19 protein-coding genes are annotated in these 15,704 nt (G+C 64.3%); 11 read left to right on the plus strand and 8 right to left on the minus strand.

Annotated features, from left to right (window positions below):
• Positions 1–82 precede the first annotated feature (82 nt).
• The 4 genes from ACEN8U_RS10640 to ACEN8U_RS10655 all read right to left on the minus strand — a co-directional run bounded on the left by ACEN8U_RS10640 (position 83) and on the right by ACEN8U_RS10655 (position 1,612).
• Positions 83–208 carry a hypothetical protein gene (locus tag ACEN8U_RS10640; protein ID WP_013591865.1) on the minus strand — a complete coding sequence of 42 codons (126 nt, stop codon included), beginning with the start codon at positions 206–208 and terminating at the stop codon, positions 83–85.
• Positions 209–266: 58 nt separating this feature from the next.
• Complete coding sequence (locus tag ACEN8U_RS10645; RefSeq protein ID WP_310109052.1) at positions 267–695, minus strand: GFA family protein; 429 nt, start codon at positions 693–695, stop codon at positions 267–269.
• 51 nt (positions 696–746) lie between these two features.
• Positions 747–899 (minus strand): DUF6496 domain-containing protein, encoded by a 153-nt coding sequence (locus tag ACEN8U_RS10650; protein WP_013591863.1) that lies wholly within the window; start codon positions 897–899, stop codon positions 747–749.
• A 170-nt stretch (positions 900–1,069) separates the two neighbouring features.
• Positions 1,070–1,612 carry a DUF4142 domain-containing protein gene (locus ACEN8U_RS10655; RefSeq protein ID WP_310109055.1) on the minus strand — a complete coding sequence of 181 codons (543 nt, stop codon included), beginning with the start codon at positions 1,610–1,612 and terminating at the stop codon, positions 1,070–1,072.
• A 197-nt stretch (positions 1,613–1,809) separates the two neighbouring features.
• Between ACEN8U_RS10655 and ACEN8U_RS10660 the strand changes: the two genes are divergently transcribed.
• Positions 1,810–1,983, plus strand: coding sequence for a hypothetical protein (locus tag ACEN8U_RS10660; protein WP_310109058.1), 174 nt, complete (start codon positions 1,810–1,812; stop codon positions 1,981–1,983).
• Between the two features lie 88 nt (positions 1,984–2,071).
• A complete protein-coding gene (locus ACEN8U_RS10665) occupies positions 2,072–3,163 on the plus strand; it encodes a glycosyltransferase family 4 protein (protein WP_310109061.1) in 1,092 nt (363 codons plus the stop codon).
• A gap of 88 nt (positions 3,164–3,251) precedes the next feature.
• Here ACEN8U_RS10665 and ACEN8U_RS10670 read toward each other — a convergent pair whose 3' ends face one another.
• Positions 3,252–3,659: an Hsp20/alpha crystallin family protein gene (locus ACEN8U_RS10670; protein ID WP_013591859.1), complete on the minus strand. Its 408-nt coding sequence runs from the start codon at positions 3,657–3,659 to the stop codon at positions 3,252–3,254.
• Between the two features lie 24 nt (positions 3,660–3,683).
• On the minus strand, positions 3,684–4,124 hold the full coding sequence (locus ACEN8U_RS10675; protein ID WP_310109064.1) for an Hsp20/alpha crystallin family protein: 441 nt from the start codon (positions 4,122–4,124) through the stop codon (positions 3,684–3,686).
• A 276-nt stretch (positions 4,125–4,400) separates the two neighbouring features.
• Here ACEN8U_RS10675 and ACEN8U_RS10680 point away from each other — a divergent pair, with 276 nt between their 5' ends.
• Together ACEN8U_RS10680 and ACEN8U_RS10685 are read left to right on the plus strand one after the other, a co-directional pair.
• On the plus strand, positions 4,401–4,886 hold the full coding sequence (locus ACEN8U_RS10680; RefSeq protein WP_310109066.1) for a hypothetical protein: 486 nt from the start codon (positions 4,401–4,403) through the stop codon (positions 4,884–4,886).
• 105 nt (positions 4,887–4,991) lie between these two features.
• The gene (locus ACEN8U_RS10685; RefSeq protein WP_310109068.1) at positions 4,992–5,273 is read left to right on the plus strand and encodes a hypothetical protein; all 282 of its coding nucleotides are present in this window, start codon (positions 4,992–4,994) and stop codon (positions 5,271–5,273) included.
• 20 nt (positions 5,274–5,293) lie between these two features.
• Here the strand turns inward: ACEN8U_RS10685 and ACEN8U_RS10690 are convergent, their stop codons facing one another.
• A complete protein-coding gene (locus tag ACEN8U_RS10690; protein WP_310109070.1) occupies positions 5,294–7,639 on the minus strand; it encodes a PAS domain S-box protein in 2,346 nt (781 codons plus the stop codon).
• Positions 7,640–7,973: 334 nt separating this feature from the next.
• On the opposite strand from ACEN8U_RS10690, the gene coxB reads away from it, so the two are divergent.
• From coxB to ACEN8U_RS10720, 6 genes are read left to right on the plus strand one after another with little or no spacing between them, the layout of a single operon-like run.
• A complete protein-coding gene (gene coxB, locus ACEN8U_RS10695; RefSeq protein WP_310109072.1) occupies positions 7,974–9,068 on the plus strand; it encodes a cytochrome c oxidase subunit II in 1,095 nt (364 codons plus the stop codon).
• Complete coding sequence (gene ctaD / locus ACEN8U_RS10700) at positions 9,065–11,014, plus strand: cytochrome c oxidase subunit I (RefSeq protein WP_310109075.1); 1,950 nt, start codon at positions 9,065–9,067, stop codon at positions 11,012–11,014. Before coxB ends, ctaD begins: the two co-directional genes overlap by 4 nt.
• Positions 11,011–11,661 (plus strand): cytochrome c oxidase subunit 3, encoded by a 651-nt coding sequence (locus tag ACEN8U_RS10705; protein ID WP_310109078.1) that lies wholly within the window; start codon positions 11,011–11,013, stop codon positions 11,659–11,661. Before ctaD ends, ACEN8U_RS10705 begins: the two co-directional genes overlap by 4 nt.
• Positions 11,662–11,672: 11 nt before the next feature.
• The gene (locus ACEN8U_RS10710; protein ID WP_310109081.1) at positions 11,673–12,005 is read left to right on the plus strand and encodes a hypothetical protein; all 333 of its coding nucleotides are present in this window, start codon (positions 11,673–11,675) and stop codon (positions 12,003–12,005) included.
• Positions 11,978–12,946 (plus strand): cytochrome c oxidase assembly protein, encoded by a 969-nt coding sequence (locus tag ACEN8U_RS10715; RefSeq protein ID WP_310109084.1) that lies wholly within the window; start codon positions 11,978–11,980, stop codon positions 12,944–12,946. Before ACEN8U_RS10710 ends, ACEN8U_RS10715 begins: the two co-directional genes overlap by 28 nt.
• Entirely contained in the window at positions 12,943–14,238 is a 1,296-nt protein-coding gene (locus ACEN8U_RS10720; protein WP_310109087.1) for a cytochrome c, read from the plus strand. Before ACEN8U_RS10715 ends, ACEN8U_RS10720 begins: the two co-directional genes overlap by 4 nt.
• 45 nt (positions 14,239–14,283) lie before the next feature.
• Here ACEN8U_RS10720 and ACEN8U_RS10725 read toward each other — a convergent pair whose 3' ends face one another.
• Entirely contained in the window at positions 14,284–14,793 is a 510-nt protein-coding gene (locus ACEN8U_RS10725) for a GNAT family N-acetyltransferase (RefSeq protein ID WP_310109089.1), read from the minus strand.
• A 332-nt stretch (positions 14,794–15,125) separates the two neighbouring features.
• Between ACEN8U_RS10725 and ACEN8U_RS10730 the strand changes: the two genes are divergently transcribed.
• Complete coding sequence (locus tag ACEN8U_RS10730) at positions 15,126–15,650, plus strand: CinA family protein (protein ID WP_310109092.1); 525 nt, start codon at positions 15,126–15,128, stop codon at positions 15,648–15,650.
• Positions 15,651–15,704 lie beyond the last annotated feature (54 nt).

Consider the following 15,704-nt stretch of genomic DNA (forward strand, 5'->3'; position numbering starts at 1 on the left):
ATCGAATGCGCGCCGCGCTCTTTCCCGTCAGCCGGGACATCAGCGTCCGCAATGCGACGCCGCTACCGCTTGCAACAAAAAGTCAGGGCTGACGTTGTCCGCCCTGGTGCTGCGGCGTCTTCTGCTGGTTCTGCTGTTGCTGGCCGTTCTGCTTGCCGGCATTCTTCGGATTGCCAGGTTGTGCATTGGACTGCTTCGGATCGCTCATCTCGACTCCTTTTGATCAAAAGTACCTGTTGCGGCGCGTCCCCTGCCGCATGGCGAGACTATCGGGGACTGTCTTCCGCATATTCCGTACGTACGCCTTTCGGCAACCACGGCTCCCTGTGGCAGCACCACAGTTCGTAACCCGGCTCGTATACGCCGACGTTATCGAAAGCGCCGAGCGGGACGTCGAGTTCATCGCTTCCCACATATTCCATGAAGGCCACCGATCCGCACGTCGGACAGAAATACCTCCGTCCTTCAGGCGAGCTTTGCCATACATGGATCAGACCGGAGAACTCGACAGCATCGCGCGCAAACATCGCATAAGCGCCGAATGCGCTGCCATGTATGCGCCGGCACGTCATGCAATGACACAGCGATACGCGCCGCGGCCTGGCGCTCACGCGAAACCGCACGGCGCCGCACGCGCATCCGCCTGTCTGCTCGGTTTTTCCACCCTGATTGTGTTGAGCGCCTTCAGTGCTCATGCTGCAGCCTCCGGTCCGGCGTTGCGATGTCAATGGAGCGTGGTTCGCGCGCTACTTGTCACTCTTTTTCGGAATCTTTGCCCCCGATTTGCGGGCCTGATTCAGCGCGATGGCGACCGCCTGTTTATGCGGCTTGCCATGTTTCGTTTCGGTCTTGATGTTGCGCGACACGGTTTCTCTGGATGTTCCTCTTTTCAGCGGCATGATCCTCTCCTTCAGTCGACGCGTTAATCGGGACGCAACCGCGGCAAGCCACGGCTGCTATTGAAAACGCAGCACGCCACGTGCCACACGGCGTGCTGCGCACCGGGGCGTCGGACACGCCGGGGCGCCGCCGCATCAAGCCGTCGCGCGAGTGCAGCCGTTGCCTGTGACTATTCCGACACGCCCTTCTTCGACGCGAGTTGCTGCGCGCGCTGATAGTGCTCCTTGATGGTAGGCAGCCCCTTCTGCGCGGCTTCCTTGAGTTTCGCGTTCTGCCCGTCGGCGATTTCCTTTTCGAAGGCGGCAATCGTCTTCTTGTGCCCCTCGAGGGCGACCTTCTGGATATAGGCCTGATCGAATTCCTTGCCTTTTAACGGCTTTAGCGCGTCGAGCACGCTCGTATCCGAATTGTCCTTCGGCACTTCCACGCCATGCGGCGCGGCCATCTTCAGTTCGAGCGTCAGCTTCGTGTGATCGATCATCATGTGATGCGCGAACGACTTCACGTCCTTGTCGCTGGAGTTTTTGGTCGCCAGTTTGGAAGCGTCGATTTCCGTCGACGAAGACATCGAGGCCGCCTGCACGAAGTCTTTGTCCACCTGCGGGAGCGGGTTGGCGGCAGTGGTCGAGGCGGCTTCCGTCTGCGCGTTCGCAGCGACCGGAACGAGGCTGAAACAACCGCACGCTAGTGCAATGACTGTCATCTTCTTCATGCGTTTCCTCACTGAAGTTCGAACGGGTAGCGAAGTGGCGCAACGTTCGTTGCGACACTGAAGGCGCAGCAACCCGCATGCCGCGCCGCGTCACGCGAGCAAGTTTTTTTATGTGCTCGCGCTCGAACGCGGGCACGGCTGCGGGACCGCCCCTTGCTGGTTGCCTTTGCCTTCCAACCAAACAGAGGGAGAACGCAATGACTACGAAACCCAAAGGTCCCGACGAGTCGACGCAAAACGAAGCCGGTGGCGAATCCGGCGAACGGACATTCGAAACCGACGTGTCCGAAACCGGTGATGACGGCACCACCGTCCGTCAAGCGGAAGTGAAGGAAAGCGACCTGTCCGAAGTGAAGAACGACAAGTCCTGAAGCCTGCCGTCCTGAAGCCTGCCGCGAAGGCCGCGCCCGCCTTGTTTCGCGGACGCGGCCGCCATTCAACCTCAACACACGATAGCCTGTGAGAATCGCTCAAGTCGCACCCCTGTACGAAAGCGTTCCGCCCTTTGCCTATGGGGCGACCGAGCGCGTGGTTTCCTACCTGACCGAAGAACTCGTTCGACGCGGCCACGACGTCACCCTGTTCGCCACGGCCGACTCCAGCACCGCAGCGCGGCTCGTGCCGATCTGCGAGCGGGGGCTATGGCGCGACACGGCCGTGTGGGACACGCTCACGCATCATGTACGGCAGCTCGCGCGCGTCGCGCATCTCGCACATGAGTTCGACGTCGTGCATTTTCACGGCGACCCGCTGCATTTTCCGCTCGCGCGGTCGCTGCCGTGCAGGTCGCTCACGACGCTGCACGGCCAGTTACTGCCGGTGGATCATGGGCCGCTCTTTCGCGAATTCGCCGCGGCGCCGCTCGTCTCGATCTCCGACGATCAGCGCAAGCCGGTGCCGTCCGCGAACTGGCTGGCGACGGTCCATCACGGCCTGCCGCGCGACGAATTCGAGTTCCAGCCGCTGCCCGACGATTATTTGCTGTTTCTCGGCCGTCTGATGCCCGGCAAGCGGCCCGACCTGGCGGTGGACATCGCAAGACGCACGGGGCTTCCGTTGAAGATGGCGGGCAAGCTGCATCCCGGTGAACGCGAATATTTCGCAAAACAGATCGAACCGCTGCTCCAGCGGTCGCGCGATTTCACCGACTATCTCGGCGAAGTCGGCGGAACGCTGCGCAAGGAATTGCTGCGCCACGCGCGGGCACTGCTTTTTCCTGTGGAATGGGCCGAGCCGTTCGGCATGGTGATGATCGAGGCAATGGCCTGCGGCACGCCGGTCATTGCGTTCGGACGCGGCGCGGTCCCCGAAGTTCTGGAGCACGGCGTCAGCGGTTTTATCGTCGATAACGTGGAAGAGGCCGTGTGGGCCGTGGCGCGCATCGGCGACATAGATCGCGCGCAATGCCGCCGCGCATTTGAAGCGCGCTTCACGGCGACCCGTATGGCCGACGATTACCTGCGCGTGTACGAGCGCCTCATCGCGGGAACGGGCATGCGCGCGGCAGTGCCGGCGTCCGATAGCGACGCCGATGCACAGGTATGCGGCTAAACGTCCGGCAAATCGCTCGCCGAATCGCCGGACTCGATCACGGCGTGACAAAACCACGGCCCCAAGAACGGGGCCGTGGCAAACGGCATCAACCGACGTTCACTTCGATTCGGCGTGGCCGCGCTTCTTCGCGTCGCGGAATGACGAGTTTCAGCACGCCGTCCTGCAGATTGGCTTCGATCTTCGACGTGTCGAATTCCGCGCCCAGCGTGAAGGAACGCTTGAAATGCGGCGCCCGGATTTCCGCATGCTGCAGACGCAGGCCCGCGCGCGTCGGCACGCTTGCCTCCGCTTCGATATGCAGATTGCCGTCGTGCACGCGCACTTCCAGCTTCTCTTTGGACACGCCCGGCAAATCCGCCCACAGCGTGACGCCATGTGCGTTTTCGATCACGTCGACGGGCGGCGTAAGCGTCGCACGCGGCTCAGCCTGCTCGCGTTCGCCGCGTGCCACCGGCTGCTGATCCTTCTGAACGACTTGAGTCGTATCGCTCATGATTCCCTCCATCACGGCTGATGATTACTGAATGGCGATGGCGCGAGGCCTGGACGATTCGCGCTTGCCGACGCTGATCGACAGACAGCCGTTCGAGTAGCGTGCCTCGACCTTGTCGGGATCGGCCTGTTGCGGCAGTTCGATCACGCGGCGGAAAGAGCCCGTGAACCGCTCCTGCGCGTACTGACGCGTGGACTCGTCGCCCTCGGGCGCGACGCGCTTGCGCTCGCCGGCAATCGTCAGCAAGCCCTTGTCGATGGACACGTCGAGTTGCGACGGATCGATGCCCGGCGCGAACGCGACAATCTCGATCGAGTCGTCGGTGGTGCCGATATTGATTTGCGGAAAGGCCGGCAGGCGGCCGGAGCGGATGCTCGAAGGGAAACCGCCGAACAGCGCCGACATCTGCTGCTGCAGACGGTCGAACTGACTGAACAGGTCGGTCGCGAAGTAAAGGTCACTCATGATCGTTTCCTCCTCGGTAGTGCCGGGGCGAGGAGACGGACGGGGACAACGCGCTCCGCTCCGCCTGCCCGCACCCGCTGACAGACAAATCGGGCATGCAGCGCGCCGCCGGAAGGGGCGTGTCTACTTCTCTACGTGCCCGGAACACTCACTGAGCGGAATCTAAAATAAATCCGCCCAACACGATTTCAAGACCCTTCCTGCAAATTTTTGCCCTTGAAAAATAGAGGCGAAACCACATAGTCGTGCGAGATCAAACAAGTGTCGGAGAAAGGCATGGAATTCGATTCGGACTGGCTGACTCTGGGACGGCACCGCGTGTGCCTGCGCTCGCCAAGAGGGTTTCCCACCGAGGGCATGCGCACCGCCGTCGACGTGATACGCATTGCCATCGAGAACAACATGAGCGCTCGCGCGCGCCTCGTGGATGTTGCGGTGCGAGAAGAGAAAGCGTACGACATCTCGGTGGGCACCACCTTCGCCGAAGACCGCCTGTGCGCCCCGCAACTGGAAGCGGCGATTGCCACGGTGCTCGGCTTGCTGCCGTCACAGGTGCGCATTTTCGTGACGGTGGTGACGCAGGAGGAAGTGGATCTGCATTTCGGCGTGTACGAGCGGATGCTGGCCGAAAAGATCAGCGGATTGCCGCCCATCAGACGGACTGCGCAAGAGGACGTGGACCGCCCCCGCGGCTTGTCCGATACGAGCCATCTTGCAGCAGACGCGAAACACGGCGGCCTCGCGGCTCGCGCGCAGCCTTAAGATTTCCTTCAGCATCGCGCGATAAATTCCAGGCAACGTCTGTTACCACACAATACCGGCGAGCCAGCCTCGCCGTACATGAATAAAAAAGCCTGAGAGACCTCTATGCCGAAGGCAAAATCCGGCGGCGCCGCTGCAGCCAGCGCCCGCCTTGCGTACCTGCTGGAACTGGCGCGCGGCTCTTCGCATATCGGCAGCACCTTGACGCCGGAAAGCGAAAAGCGCGCGATTGCCGAAACCCTCGCCGAGTTCTGTCAAGTGTATGGGGACGCGCAAGTGGCGCTGTTCCAGCAGCTTCTCGCGGAAGAGCTGCGGCACCGCGGCAAACGCGACGCCGCTGCGGCGGTCGCGCATTTCAAATTTGCCGGCGGTTCAGGCAGGCCCTGACAGCGCGGCCCGACGTGCCGTCATTCGTCGAAGCCGCGCAGCATTGCGTCCAGTTCGTCGATGCTGTACGGCTTGCGAAGTGCGCCCCAGCGAAACGGCAATGCCTCCACGGCGGGCATTTCATGGCCCGATGCAAAAATAACGCGTAGCGTGGGCCGCAATTGCGTGGCGCGTTGGGCCAGCTCGAGGCCGGGCATGGCCGGCATGGAGAGATCCGTGATCAGCACGTCGAACCGTTCTGCCTCCAGCAGGCGCAACGCCTCCTGCGGCGAACCCGTGGTCGTCGCGTCATGGCCCACGAGCTTCAGCAATTCGCCGACCGCCTCCGACGTCTCCACGTCGTCGTCGACGAGGAGCAGACGCAGACTCCCGTGAGCCGTTGGCGCGGGCCGTGTTTCCTCCGCGGCAGCGCTGCGGGCGAGCGGCGGCACGCCGAGTATCTGCCGTATCTTGTACGCGAGTTGCTCGCGGCTATAGGGCTTGCTCAGCAGTTCGACGCCGGGGTCGAGCCGCCCGCCGTGCACAATCGCGTTTTGCGTGTAGCCCGATGTAAAAAGCACCTTCAGGCGCGGCAACAACTGCACGGCCTGCGCGACCATGGCGGGGCTGCGCAACGGCCCCGGCATCACGACGTCGGTAAACAACAGGTCGATATGCACGCCGCTGCGCACTACCGCGAGAGCCTGTTCCGCGTCGTTCGCCTTCAGCACGCTGTAGCCGAGGCCGGACAGCGTGTCGACCACGGTGGATTGGACCTCCTTGTCGTCTTCCACGACGAGGATCGTCTCTGTCCCGCCGAGCAGCGTGACGGGCTGCGGAGCCGGCGTCTCGACCGCTTCTTCCGTGGAGCGCGGCAGATAGATCTTGACCGTCGTGCCGTGGCCCACTTCGCTGTAAATCCGGATGTGGCCGCCGCTCTGCTTGACGAAGCCATAGGCCATGCTGAGCCCGAGGCCCGTGCCCTCGCCTTCCGGTTTCGTCGTGAAAAAAGGATCGAACGCGCGCTGCACGACTTCGGGCGGCATGCCCGTGCCGGTGTCGGTCACGGCGAGCATCACGTACTGGCCCGCGGGCACGTCCGTAAAGCCCACCACGTACTGGTCGTCGAGCATGGCGTTCGACACTTCCATGGTCAGCTTGCCGCCTTCTTTCATCGCGTCGCGTGCATTGATCGCAAGATTGAGGATCACGTTCTCCAACTGATGCACGTCGACGAGCGTATTCCACAGTCCGCCCGCCACCACGGTTTCGATCTCGACGGTTTCGCCGAGCGCGCGGCGCAGCAGGTCGTCCATGCCGCGAATCGCGGCCGCCAGATTGATGACGATAGGCCGCAACGGCTGCTGGCGCCCGAACGCGAGCAGCTGCGAGGCGAGCTTCGCGCCGCGCTCGACTGCGTCGATTGCCTTGTCGAGGCGCTCGCGCGTCCAGCCGTCGCGCTTATGGCGGCTTTCCAGCAATTCCAGATTGCCGCGCAAAATCTGCATGACGTTGTTGAAGTCGTGGGCAACCCCGCCTGTGAGCTTGCCGATGGCTTCCATTTTCTGCGACTGCACGAGCGCCACGCGGGTCTCTTCGAGCAGCCGCGTTGCTTCCATTCGCTCGGTAATGTCGCGCGTGATTTTTGCGAAGCCGACCAGCGTGCCGCCGTCGCGGATCGCGTCGATCACCACGTGCGCCCAGAAACGCGTGCCGTCCTTGCGCACGCGCCACCCTTCCGCTTCGAAGCGGCCGTCGCGCGCCGCCGCTGCGAGGCCGCGCTGCGGGAGTCCCTTCGCGGCGTCTTCCGGCGTATAGAAGCGCGAAATATGCGAGCCGATGATTTCACTCGCCGCATAGCCCTTGATGCGGCGCGCGCCCGAATTCCAGTTGGTCACCCTGCCTTCGGGCGACAGCATGAAGATTGCGTAATCGGTCACGCCGTCCACGAGCAGCCGGAAACGCCGCTCGCTTTCCAGCACCGCCTCGTGCACCGTCTTCTTGTCGGTCATATCGCGCACGATCTCGCCGAAACCGACGAGCGTACCGTCGGGCGAACGCAGCGCCGTCAATACAACGCTTGCCCAGAACACCTTGCCGTCCTTGCGCAGACGCCAGCCTTCGCCTTCGAAACGCCCTTCGCGCCGCGCCGCGGCGAGCGCGGTGTGCGGGAGCCCTTTTGCACGCTCCTCGGCCGGATATAGGACCTCCAGCGGCTGCCCGATGACCTCTTCCTCGCGAAAGCCGTGAATAGCTTCTCCGCCCGGATTCCACGAGCGGATGCGGCCGTCTTCGGACAGCCCGGTCACGGCGTAGTCGCGCAAGGATTGAAGCCAGATATTGGCCCAATTCTGAACGATGTCATCCGGCTCGTATGCCTGCGCCATCAAGATGCTCCATGGAAAATAGGCCGAGGACCTATCTGCGATTTAATGCGCGGCGCGACGGCGCACCACGTATTGTCTTCTACTGATTGACCTTCTCTCGCACGTAAAGCCCCGGAAAAGCCGGTCCTTTGCGGCTTTATGCGCATCGTGACATTTTATTAGCGAACGCAAGCGAGATGAAGCGCTGTGAGCGAAGACGGCCTCAAACGGGTGTAAGTGTTTGAAAGACTTTGCGCAAATTGTCAGCGCAAGGCCGTGTGCCGGCTAATTCCGGGAAGGTACAGCGCTTGCTAACCACTCGCAAACGCCCACCACTCACGCCTCTCGTCGAAGCATGCACCCAGGCCCAGTCCCTCGAAGCCGGCACGAGAGCCCTGCCGGAAAACCGCTGCGCGGCGCGCCGCGGCTGCGGATTGCGGCGGCTTCGTGCTGCGGGCTCGCGTGGCATGCGCGGGGTGCTTCTGCTGCACCTGCCCATGATGCGCTCAGTCCGGCGGGCGTGCAGGCGTCCCATATCTTTTCGCTCTGGACGCTCACGCTGACGGTCTGCTCTCTCGTGTTCGCGGCGGTGCTGATCGCGCTCCTCGTCGCGATGACGCGCGCGCCGCGCGCGAACCGCGACGCGCGGCCCGATCTCAGCCCGCTGGAGCGCCCGGAAAAACGCGTGGGCCGCGTGGTGGGCGGGGCGGCGGCCGTGTCGGTCGTGCTGCTGTTCGGCCTGCTCCTCGCCGACGTTGCGACCGACCGCGCGCTGTCGCGATTGCCCGTCGCCGACGCCGTTCATCTGGAGATGACCGGACACCAGTGGTGGTGGGAAGCCCGTTACGCCGACGACGCGCCGGGCAGCGGCTTCGCTGTGGCGAACGAACTGCACATTCCGGTCGGCCGGCCCGTCGTCATCGCGCTGAAGGCCGACGACGTCATTCATACCTTCTGGGTCCCGAATCTGCACGGCAAAAAGGACATGATTCCGGGGCGCCAATCGACCATCGAATTTCGCGCCGACCGCGCCGGCGCCTATCGCGGCCAATGCGCGGAATTCTGCGGCCTCGAACATGCGCTGATGGCCTTCACCGTGGTGGCCGAGCCGCCCGCCCAATACGACGCCTGGGTGGCGCGGCAGCGCGCGCCCGCGCCCCAGCCCGCCAACGCGCTGCAGGCGCAGGGCGAGCGCCTCTTCACGACCGGCAACTGCGCCGGTTGCCACACGGTGCGCGGCACCTCGGCGCACGGCGTGCTCGGGCCCGATCTCACGCACGTGATGAGCCGCCCGATGCTCGGCGCCGGCACCTTTGAGAACACCCCTGCAAATCTGGAGTCGTGGATCAAGGCGCCCGGCAGCATGAAGCCCGGCACCACGATGCCTGCCAGCCAGTTGTCGGCGCAGGACCTCAATGCCCTTGTCGCATGGATCGGAACCCTTCAATGAGCGAACGTCATTCTCCCTCTGGGCGGTCCATCGAGCATCTTGTCGACGGGCCCGCCGCGGGCCCCGGGATTGTCGAGGCGCTGGCCCGCACCTGGAGCGACCCGCCGGGCTGGATCGGCCGGCTGTCGGCGATCAACCACAAGACCGTCGCGCGGCGCTTCGTGATCACCACTTTCGTCTTCTTTCTGCTGGCGGGCCTCCTCGCGCTCGCCATGCGCCTGCAACTCGCGCGGCCCGGCAATCGCCTCGTCGGACCGGAGCTGTATAACCAGCTCTTCACGATTCACGGCACGACCATGATGTTTCTGTTCGCCGTGCCGGTCATGCAGGCCGTCGCCGGATGGCTCGTTCCACTGATGATCGGCGCGCGCAGCGTCGCCTTTCCGCGCATGAACGCCTACGCATACTGGGTCTTCCTGTTCGGCGGCGCGACGCTGTATGTCGCGTTCCTGCTCGGCGCGGGACCGGACGCCGGCTGGTTCAGCTACGTGCCGCTCGCCGGCCCCGATTATTCGACGGGCAAAGGCGTCGACATCTGGGCGCAGATGATCACCTTCACCGAACTCTCCGGCCTGCTCGAAGCGGTGGTGCTCATCACCACCATCTTCAAGATGCGCGCGCCGGGCATGTCGCTTAACCGCATGCCGCTCTTCGTGTGGGCCACGCTGATCACGCAGTTCATGGTGCTGTTCGCGATGCCCGCCGTGATGCTGAGCAGTACCGCACTGATTCTGGACCGTCTGGTCGGCACGCATTTCTACAACCCCGCGCGCGGCGGCGACGTATTGTTGTGGCAGCACCTGTTCTGGTTCTTCGGCCATCCCGAGGTGTATCTGATCTTCATTCCGCCGCTCGGCTTTCTGTCGTCGATTATTCCGACCTTTGCGCGCCGCCCGATATTCGGCTACCCCGCCATGGTGCTCGCGCTCATCACCACCGCGTTTCTCGCGTTCGGCCTGTGGGTGCATCACATGTTCGCGACCAGCATTCCGGCGCTCGGCAAGAGCTTCTTCACCGCCGCGAGCCTCATGATCGCGATACCGTCAGGGGTGCAGATCTTCTGCTGGATCGCCACACTGTGGACGGGCCGCCTCAACCTGAAGACTCCCCTGTGGTTCGCGCTCGGCTTCTTCTTCATCCTCGTGATGGGCGGCATGACGGGCGTGATGCTCGGTTCGGTGTCGCTCGATCTGCAAGTGCACGACACCTACTTCGTGGTCGCGCATCTGCATTACGTGCTGCTCGGCGGCGGGGTGTTCCCGCTGTTCGGCGCCTTCTATTACTGGTATCCGAAAGCGACCGGCCGCCTGATGAACGAGACGTTGGGACGCCTGCAATTCTGGCTCTTTTTTATCGGCTTTAATGTGACGTTCTTTCCGATGCACATTCTCGGCCTGCACGGCATGCCGCGCCGCGTGTGGACCTATCCGCCCGGAATGGGCTGGGACGGCCTGAATCTCACGGCGACGATAGGCGCGCTCACTATCGGCGTGAGCGTGCTCGTATTTATCGTCAATGTGCTGCATAGCTACCGGCATGGCGCCGTGGCAGGCGCGGATCCGTGGGGCGCGGGCACGCTCGAGTGGAGCACCGCGAGCCCGCCGCCGCCGCATAATTTCGACGCGCTGCCGGTGGTTCACGGACGCGATCCGCTGTGGGAACCCGGCGGCGAGCCCGCGTATGTCAGCGGCCTCGCGGCCGAATCGCGCGAGGTGCTGTCCACCACCACGCTCGATGCGCTGCCCGATTTGCGTCTGCTCTTTCCGTCCCCGTCCATCTGGCCGTTTCTCAGCGCGGTCGCGACCACCGTGCTGTTTATCGGCTCGATTTTCTCGCCGTGGGCCGTCGTCTGGGGCTCGGTGCCCGTCATCGTCGCGATGATCGGCTGGTTCTGGCCCAACCGCGGGCAGAACAAACGCGCGCTGCAACTGGAGCAACGGCCATGACGGAACTGCGCAAAGTGCCCGGCGGTGCCGCATCGGATCAGAACGGCGCGGCGCCCGCCCTGATGCTCGACGTGCGCCATCTGCCGAGCTTCGGCTTCGGGCATCGCAGCCTGATGTGGTGGGGCACCATGTGCCTCATGCTGATCGAGGGCACGGTGTTCGCCATCGCTGCCATGGCGTATTTCTATCTGCGCAGTCTGACGGCAAGCTGGCCGCTCAATGCCGCGCCGCCGCAACTGCTGTGGGGCACCGCCAACACGGCGATCCTGCTCGCCAGCATGTGGCCGAACCAGCTGGCGAAACGGGCCGCCGACCGTCAGGACCGCACCCGCTCGCGCCTGTGGCTCGCCGTATGCCTGCTGTTCGCCCTGGCGTTTCTCGTACTGCGCGCCTTCGAATTCGCCGCGCTGAACGTGAGCTGGTACACCAACTCGTACGGCTCCGTGGTCTGGCTGCTGCTGGGTTTGCACACGACCCACCTGATTACCGATGCCGTGGACACCGCGGTGCTCGCCGTGCTGCTCTTCACCGGTCCGTTTGAAGGAAAGCGTTTCGTCGATGTGAGCGAGAACGCGATGTACTGGTATTTCGTCGTCCTGAGCTGGTTGCCGATCTATGCGGTGATCTATCTGGCTCCACGCTTGTGATGGAGGTCGCCATGCGAACCTGGCTTGCGCTGCTCGGTGCACCCTCAGCGGTCCTCGCCGCGCTGAGCGCCGACTATGCGCTCGTCACGCCCGCGTGCGCGTGGCGCACGCTCTTGCCGCTCGGCAGCGTGACCGGCACCGCGCTGCTGTTTGCGATTATCGCCACGCTGCTCGCCTGGCACCGCTGGCGCGAAGCGGGCATAGTTGCGCCTGCGAGCGCGCCTGCCCTGCCCGCGCGACCTGCCATGCTCGCCTGTGCGGCCACCTGGGTCGGCATGATCTCGACGCTCGCGCTCGTCGCAATGTGGATTCCGCAATGGCTCATCTCACCCTGCGTGCAATGAAAAAATCGACACGCTGGCTCGTCGCCGCGGCTGCGGCTTGCGCCTGTGCCGGCGCGCAGGCGCATGTACTGAGCGCCGCGGAGCGCGGTGCGCCGCCCTGGCTGCGCTGGACCTTCGAGCCGTGGGTCGTCGCCTTGCTGCTTGTCAGTCTCGGTCTATATGTGGCCGGCTACCGGCGCCTGTGTGCGCGCAGCAGACGCGGCCGCCGCATTCGCGTGCGGCAGCTAGGCGCATTCGTGCTGGGATGGGGGACGCTCGTCGCCGCACTCGATTCGCCGCTCGATGCACTGAGTGCGGCGCTCTTTTCCGCGCACATGATCCAGCATGAACTGATGATGATCGTCGCCGCTCCACTGCTCGTGCTGAGCCGGCCCCTCGCCGTATGGCTGTGGGCCTTCCCCCCGCGAGCGCGTCACCGGATAGCCGCGGCGGTGCGCACGCCGGCATGGCTCAGCCTTTGGCGAACGCTGTGCGCGCCGGCCGTCGCGTGGCTGCTGCATGCCGCCGCGTTGTGGGCCTGGCATATGCCGCGTCTCTTCGAAGCGGCGCTCGCGTCGTCCGCTATTCATACGCTTCAGCACGCCAGTTTTCTGCTGAGCGCATTGCTCTTCTGGTGGGCCGTTTTCGGCGAAGGCGCGCGGCGCGACCAGAGCGGCTATGCGATGTTGTCGCTCTTTACGACGATGGTCCACACCGGCGCACTCGGCGCCTTGCTGACGCTCGCACCCGGCCTCTGGTATCCGGCGTACATCGAGCCGACTTCGGCGCTGGGCATCGATCCATTGCAGGATCAGCAATTGGGCGGGCTCGTGATGTGGGTGCCGGCCGGTCTCGCCTATCTGCTTGCGGCGCTCGCAACCGGCGCACGCTGGCTGGTGCATCGCGCGCCCGCGTCGCTCATGCCGACGACGCTCGCCGCGCCCCCGGACAGCAACTCATGACGTCGCGCCTCAAACATCTCGCACTGGCCGTGACGGCGGCGCTCTGCATCGCGCCGGCCACAGGTGCGTACGCACAGCAGCCGACTGCAGCGGATGCCGCGCTCGTCGCGCGCGGCGACTATCTCGCGAAAGCCGCCGATTGCGCGGGCTGCCACACAGCCGTCGGCGGCCCTGCGTATGGCGGCGGACTCGGACTCACGTCGCCGTTCGGCACCATCATGAGCAGCAACATCTCGCCGGATCGCCGCTACGGCATCGGCGCATTCAGCTATGAAGAGTTTTCGCGCGCCGTGCGCGAAGGCGTTTCGCCGGGCAACAAGCGGCTCTATCCCGCGATGCCGTACGCGTCGTTCTCCAAAATGTCCGACGACGACATGCGCGCGCTTTACGCGTATTTCATGCACGCGGTGAAGCCGGTGCCCGAACCCGCGCCGCCCACCAAGGTGCCGTTTCCGTTCAATCAGCGCTGGGTGCTGTATTTCTGGCAGCAGGCTTTTGCACCGAAGGCGCCGTATCGGCCGAAGCCCGGACGCGACGCGCAATGGAACCGCGGTGCTTTTCTCGTGCAGGGCCCGGGGCATTGCGGCGCGTGTCACACGCCTCGCGGGCCCGGTTTTCAGGAACGCGGCTACGACGAGTCGTCGCCCATGTACCTCACGGGCGGCGTCAACGACAACTGGTTCGCGCCGAATCTGACGAGCGACCCGGGCTCGGGGCTCGGGCGCATCGGCGAACAAGATCTCGCGGCGTTTCTGAAGACGGGCCACGGTGCGGGCCTCGCGGCGTTCGGCTCCATGGTCGAGCAGGTGGAAGACAGCACGCAGTATCTGACCGACGAAGACGCGCTCGCCATGGCGCGGTATCTCAAGTCGCTGCCTGCGCAGAAGCCGTCAGGCGGCTACGAGCCGCACGCCCAGCCGGATCTGCCGACGCGTAACGGCAATCGCGTCGATGCGCCCCAAGCGGTCGGCGCGCGCGTCTACCTTTCTTTCTGCGCGCAATGTCACGGCGTGGAAGGCACGGGCGTGCCGAACGTATTTCCGCGGCTGGCGGGCAATCCGGCTGTGATCACAGAAGACACCACCTCGTTGATCCGCCTCATGGTGGAAGGCGGCAACAGCCCCGCGACGATCGGCGGGCCGCCGCGTCAGGCCATGCCCGGCTTTGCTCAAACGCTCACCAATGCGCAAATGGCCAATGTGCTGTCGTGGATCCGCACGTCCTGGGGCAACGACGCTCGCCCCATCACCGCAAACGACATCCAGTCGTTGCGTCAGAAGCTGCACAAATAGCACCGCCCGAGACGCGCCATTCCATACCGCGGCGCGTGTCGTGCGTCAGGCATCGCGCATGGTTTCCTTGCGCTGATTGTCGGGCGCCTGTCGGTCGAGGCGCTTCTCATAGCAGCACGCGTCCGCCTTGCTGACGTAGGGTCCATACGGCGCAATGCGATGAAAGCCATGCTTTTCGTAGAACTCGATGGCGCGGCGGTTGTTCAGGTGGGTGCCGAGCCACAACGCCTGATAGCCCAGTTCCGCCGCTTCTTTCTCGAGCCGCGCGAGGATTGCGCTGCCCACACCATCCGCGCCGGGACGCGCATAGAGGCGCTTGATCTCCGCGATATGCTCGCCGAGCGGCCGGAATGCGCCGCAGCCGAGCGGCGTCGCGCAGTCGCTGCGCGCGACCAGAAAGCGCGAGCATTCGAGCGTGACGTCGCGGATCGAGAAACGGCTCTGCCCACCATCGCCGGTGAACACGGCGAGCGTGGCCGTCAATTCGTCGAGCAGCGTCTGTGAATCCAGCGAAGACGGATCCTCGCGGTTGATAACGATTGTGGGAAACATCATGGGCGTCGCCTCCCGTAGGTGGGTGTCTACCGTCGCGTGTCGTCGCATGCCATCGCATGCCATCGCATGGCACACAGGAAACAGCAATCGCTGTACCGATCGGCCAGACGGCTCGGCGCTGGTTTGCCCAAGGTCACCGCTCTCCAAAAAAAGGCCCGCCGAGCTGGCGGGCCTAACCGAACAAACAACCATGGCGTCCCGCTGACGGGACCATCGTAGAGAGCAATCGGCGTGCCGCCCGATTAACATGCGGGTGCAACGGGTATTGCACTTGCTTGCAGACAGTCACAGGGAGTCGCGTGCCCCTACCTTGAATGAACGAGGACGGAAAAATGAATATTCCCCGCAGCGTGGTTGGATTTCTGTCGTCGCGCGGTCTCGTGATCGCCACCGCCGAGTCGTGCACGGGCGGCCTGATTGCCTCGCTGATCGCCGATGTGCCGGGCAGCGGCGCATGCCTCGACATGGGGCTCGTGGTCTATTCGCCCCCGGGCAAGTGCGGCTTGCTGAAGGTGCGGGCGCAGACCATCGAAGAGCACGGCTTGACGAGCGAGGAAGTCGCCCGCGAGATGGCCACGGGCGCGCTCGCGCTTGAAGCCTGCTCGGCGCATATCGTCGTCGCCAATACGGGGATTGCCGGGCCGCCGCCGCAAGGCGAAGATCTCGCGCCGGGCACGCAATGCTTCGCGTGGCGCTATAGGCGCCGCGACGGCGAATTCATGTTCAGCGAGACGCGCGTGTTCGACGGCGACCGCACGACGATCCGGCAGAACGCAGCGCTTTACGCATTGTCGCGGATAGAACATTATTTCAATGAGTTGCCGAACGCGAGGCGCCGCGCCTCGCCCTCCGCCTGAGCAGGGTGCAAGACGCTGCAACGGGCTGTGTTCAATGCGGGCCGGCGAGGCGAG

The sequence above is a fragment of the Paraburkholderia phenoliruptrix genome, assembly GCF_047325075.1.
GTDB classification, from domain to species: Bacteria; Pseudomonadota; Gammaproteobacteria; order Burkholderiales; family Burkholderiaceae; genus Paraburkholderia; species Paraburkholderia phenoliruptrix.